4 protein-coding genes and 2 pseudogenes are annotated in these 4,594 nt (G+C 68.5%); 5 read left to right on the top strand and 1 reads right to left on the bottom strand.

Going from position 1 to position 4,594, the window contains the following annotated elements; all coding sequences use genetic code 11:
• Positions 1–30 precede the first annotated feature (30 nt).
• From LI94_RS25145 to LI94_RS20380, 3 genes and pseudogenes are all read left to right on the top strand, one after another.
• Positions 31–129 (top strand): annotated as a pseudogene (locus LI94_RS25145) (PPE domain-containing protein); the annotation flags it as partial.
• Positions 106–810 (top strand): hypothetical protein, encoded by a 705-nt coding sequence (locus LI94_RS25210; RefSeq protein ID WP_343252083.1) that lies wholly within the window; start codon positions 106–108, stop codon positions 808–810. The pseudogene LI94_RS25145 and the gene LI94_RS25210, both read left to right, overlap by 24 nt.
• 8 nt (positions 811–818) lie before the next feature.
• The gene (locus LI94_RS20380; RefSeq protein ID WP_152664893.1) at positions 819–2,069 is read left to right on the top strand and encodes a PPE family protein; all 1,251 of its coding nucleotides are present in this window, start codon (positions 819–821) and stop codon (positions 2,067–2,069) included.
• Here the strand turns inward: LI94_RS20380 and LI94_RS20375 are convergent.
• Complete coding sequence (locus tag LI94_RS20375; RefSeq protein ID WP_024443348.1) at positions 2,066–2,716, bottom strand: TetR/AcrR family transcriptional regulator; 651 nt, start codon at positions 2,714–2,716, stop codon at positions 2,066–2,068. The two genes, LI94_RS20380 and LI94_RS20375, sit on opposite strands and share 4 nt — an antisense overlap.
• A gap of 39 nt (positions 2,717–2,755) precedes the next feature.
• Here LI94_RS20375 and LI94_RS20370 point away from each other — a divergent pair, with 39 nt between their 5' ends.
• Together LI94_RS20370 and LI94_RS23995 are read left to right on the top strand one after the other, a co-directional pair.
• On the top strand, positions 2,756–3,982 hold the full coding sequence (locus LI94_RS20370; RefSeq protein ID WP_046302354.1) for a hypothetical protein: 1,227 nt from the start codon (positions 2,756–2,758) through the stop codon (positions 3,980–3,982).
• 105 nt (positions 3,983–4,087) lie between these two features.
• Positions 4,088–4,594 (top strand): annotated as a pseudogene (locus LI94_RS23995) (hypothetical protein); the annotation flags it as partial.

Genomic DNA, 4,594 nt, shown 5'->3' with positions numbered 1-4,594 from the left:
AGATGTGTATAAGAGACAGCCACGAACTTCTTCGGGCAGAACTCCCCGGCGATCGCCGAAGCCGAGCGTCAATACGCCGAGATGTGGGCGCAGGACGCGGCCGCGATGTACCGCTACGCCGGCTCTTCGGCGGCCGCCGCGAATCTGGCCGCGTTCAACCAGCCGCCGCAGACCACCAACAGCGCCGGGGTGGCCGCACAGTCCACCGCGGTCACCCAGGCGGCTTCGGATGCTGCGGCCGCCGGCCCGACGGATTTCATGAGTTGGCTGACTTCGCTCATCGGGCAGGTATCGCCGTTCACCGGGTTGGCCACCCAGGGCATGAGCGCGACGATGACCAGCTGGTCGGGAACGGCGAACATGCTCAGCAACGTCAACAACGGGATCGGTCTGGCGGCGTTTCAGGCGGAGAACCCCGGCGGCCTCGACGAAATCCTGCACCCACCCAAGATCGGCCCGGCCGGTTTGGGGCTGGGCGGCCTGGGGCTGGGCAAAACCGGACTCGGCAGTGCCGGGTTGGGTGCCGGACTGGGCGGTGTCGGGTCGTCGGCAAGCGCCGGTACCGCGCTCAAGATCGGGGCGTTGTCGGTGCCGCACGGCTGGGCGATGCCGGTCACGCTGACTTCGGCGGGAGCACCGCTACCGGCCCCCGCCGTGTCGCCGGCGCCGGCCTTTGCCACCGGGGTGCCAGGTGGGGCGTTCGGTGAGACCATGCTCGGCACCTTGGCCGGTCGCGGTCTGGGTGCGGCGACGTCGCGCGCGGCCGCTGCGCGCCGGACCGTGGTGCCGCGTCCGCCGGCTGCTGGCTAGTGGCCGCCATGGACTTCGGGCTGCTTCCCCCGGAGATCAATTCCGGCCGGATGTATAGCGGCCCCGGCGCGGGACCGATGCTCGCCGCGGCGGCGGCCTGGGACGCTGTGGCCGCCGAATTGGAGACCGCCGCGGGCGGCTACTCCGGAGCGATTTCGGCTCTGCTCGGCCAGGCATGGGCCGGTCCGGCGTCGGTCGCGATGGCCGGCGCTGCAGCGCCCTATGTGGCGTGGCTGCAGGCCGGCGCCGCCAATGCCGAACAGACCGCGAGCCAGGCCAAGGCCGTCGTCGCCGCGTACGAGGCCGCGTTCACCGCGACGGTTCCGCCGCCGGTGATAGCCGCCAACCGGGCGCTGCTGGCCGCCCTGGTCGCCACCAATTTCTTCGGTCAGAACAGCGCGGCCATCGCCGCCACCGAGGCTGCGTATGCCGAGATGTGGGCCCAAGACGCCGTCGCGATGTACGGCTACGCGGCGGCGGCGATGCCGGCCAGCGCATTGCCGGCGCTCGACCACGCCCCGCAGACCACCAACCCGGCCGGACCCGGTGCGCAGTCGGCCGCGGTCGGCAAGACGGTCGCCGACGGTCACGCCGCGGCCCCGCTCAACGGTGCCCTGCAGACGGCCCTGCAGCAGGTGCTGCATCCGGCGGCCACCGCCACCGACCCGCCCTCCTGGTGGCAGACCCTGGTCGCCGATCTGGGCCAAGTGTCGCCGTTCACTAGCGTCGCCTCCAGTGGGCTCAGTTTCGACTCCAGCCTGTACACCGTGGTGAGCAACGGCGCCGGCTGGGGGCGTCTGGTGTATGTCCGCGGCGGTGCCGAGGGTGCGTTGACCTTCGAGGGGATCGGACCGCGCGGGGTGCTGTCGGCATCCACCACGCCGGCGATGGGTCCCGGTGTCGGCAGGGCGCTCCCGGTCGGCGGGCTGTCGGTGCCGCCGAGTTGGGCGTCTGCTGCCCCGGAGATGAAGCCGGTGGCCTTCACGCTGGCTGCCGCCGAAACCCCGTTGCCGGTCGCCGGCGGGCTGCCGCCGGGAATGGCATGTCAGGAGGCGATGATGGGAACGACGGCGGGCCAAGGCGCAACGCCCGACTCCAACGCTCGCCGCAATCCGAAGACCAACGGCAAAAACGACGATCAGGACGGTAAGCCGATCACGACGCTGACCAATGGCAGTGGCTGGCTGGCGTCGTCGTGGGCGTATCACACCCGGCAGCGTGAGGGTCAGCCGCTTCCGGCCCACTGGCGGACGGGCTAACGCTCGATCGGCTGACCTCGATCACGTTGCAGGTAGTGGGCGACCATGTCGAGCAACACCCGCCGCTCGGTGTGCCAGTCGACGGGACCGCCTATCAGCATCTGCGCCAATATGATTCCCCGCAGCGCTGCCCAGATCACCTCGGCCACACCGGAATCCGCGGGGTCGTCGGAGACCAGCCGGCCTAGCCTGTTGATCGCGGTGTTCATCTGGATCAAGTGCTCGTGGGACTGCTCACCTAAGCTGCCGCGGGTGGCCCGCAGGATCTCGAACGCGGCCAGCGAGGTCGGGCTGGCGTAGCAGCGCCACGCGGTGTCGACAACGGCTTCGATGCGCTGCCGCAGTCCCAGCTCGCTGACGTCGACGGCGGACAGGCTCGTCAGCAATTCGGCCACCCCGTCGTCGACCACGGCCATCAACAGGCCGTTGCGGTCCCCGAAGTGGTACTGGATGACACCCCAGGTCACGCCGGCCCGCTCGGCGACATGTTTGGCGGTCGCTGCGCCGAAACCCTCTTCGCTGATGCAGCGCACCGTCTCGTCGATGATCCGGGCACGGGTGTCGTCGCCGCGCTTGCGGGGCGAGCTGGTCCGCCGGGTCGGCCCAGCGGGCCCCGAAACCCGGGCGGAACCAGCAGGAATAGACATTGTTGACTTTATAACATAGATCCAACTATTTTTTAGCGCGTGACCGAATCCAGGTATGCGTCGCTGTCCCGCGACGAGTTGGCTGTGCTCGTGCCCGAACTGCTGCTGATCGGGCACATGATCGACCGGTCCGGAATGGCCTGGTGCATCTCGGAGTTCGGCCGCGAGGAAATGGTGCAGATCGCCATCGAGGAATGGGCGGGCGCCAGCCCCATCTACACCCAGCGCATGCAGCGCGCGTTGGGCTACACCGGCAACGACGTTTTCACCATCTTCAAAGGCCTGCAGTTCGACATCGGTTCCCCGCCGCAGTTCATGGACTTTCGTTTCACCGTCCACGACCGCTGGAACGGCGAGTTCGAGTTGGCCAGCTGCGGTGCGCTGCTCGACGTGGAGCCGATGGGCGACGACTACGTCTTCGGCATGTGCCACACCATCGAGGACCCGACCTTCGACGCCACCGCGGTGGCCACCAATGTCCACGCCCAGTGCCGTCCCGTACACCGGCCACCTCGCACGCCATCGGACCGGCAACCGCACTGTCACTGGACCGTCATCATCGACGAGTCTTACCCGCCGGCCCAGCCGATTCCCGCGCTGGCGGTGATCAGTGAAAGCCGGGCCGCCACTTGGCAACTCGACGACATCGATGCCACCGACGAAGGCCTAGCGGACTACTCCGGACCGCTGCTGACCGACGTCGACTTCAGCGCGTTCTCCCATTCGGCGCTGGTCCGCATCGCCGACGAGGTGTGCTTGCAGATGCACCTGCTCTACCTGTCCTTCGCGCTCGCGGTCCGCGCCCGGGCCAACTCCGACGAGCTGGCCGCATCGGTGGGGCGGCGCCAACTCACCGGCCTGGCGGGGCTGGGCGCCCAGCGGATCAAGAACGCGCTGAAACTGCCCGCAGACATCGACGGCGCGCTGCGCACCTTTGAACTGCACCCACTGCTCAACCCGACCGGCTACGTGCGCGCCGACTTCGGCGAGAACACCATCGCGGTGCACCCCTCGCCCGCCCACGACGACCATGCCTGGATCACGCTGTGCTCGCCGCAGAACGTCAATCCGCTGCAGGCCATCGCGACCGCCGTGAACCCGCGTCTGCGGGTCGAGATCGAGGGGGCAGCAGATCAATGGACGGCTCGACTGACCGAGACCGATGTCGAGGCAAAAGAACTGCCCGAGGTGATGGTGACCAAGGTCAGCAGCGGTGCGGATTTCGTGTTCCGCACCCGCAAATCGTTACCGCTGACCGTGGTGTGAATCCGCTGATAGCCCGCCGACCGCCGGTGTGTCGGCGATCCTGAACGGTTCGGCCCCGCCTATGGTGAGGCCATTCCAGCCGTTGTCGATCCAAGGTAGTCAGCTATGTATGACCCGCAGGACGACGAGGCCACCAGGGAAGCAGAAGCCGTCGACGCGACCGACATGGCGCCGACCGTGATGTCTGCTCCCGGCTCCGGCGCTGTGGTGGACGCGTTCGCCTGGTCGCAGGAGGACGGCAGCGCTGTTGCCGAACCGGTGCCCTACGTCCCTTATGCCGAAGACCCCTACTACGACCAAGATCCGGGTACCGGACGCCGTCCGACAGTTGCGGTGCCCGCTGCGCCGATCTCAGGCCGTCGAGCGCCTTCACGGCTACCGCGGTTGGTGTTGATGGTGGGCATCGTGGTGGCGCTGATCGCCGTTGCCGGGGCGCTGTACAGCTTGACCCGCGGCCAGGACGACGAGACGCCGGTTGTTCCTGAAACCAGCGCCGTGGTGCCACCGGCCCCGAAGCCCAGCGCGCCGCCGCAGCCCAGCGCTCCCGCACCGCCGCCGGTGGCCACGACGTCAGCGCCGCCGCCCCAGACCACCACCTGTCTCTTATACACA

Source organism: Mycobacterium sp. UM_Kg27, from assembly GCF_000972905.1.
Lineage (GTDB): Bacteria > Actinomycetota > Actinomycetes > Mycobacteriales > Mycobacteriaceae > Mycobacterium.
The sequence above is the reverse complement of the archived record's forward strand: the minus strand, read 5'-3'. Positions and strand labels throughout refer to the sequence as shown.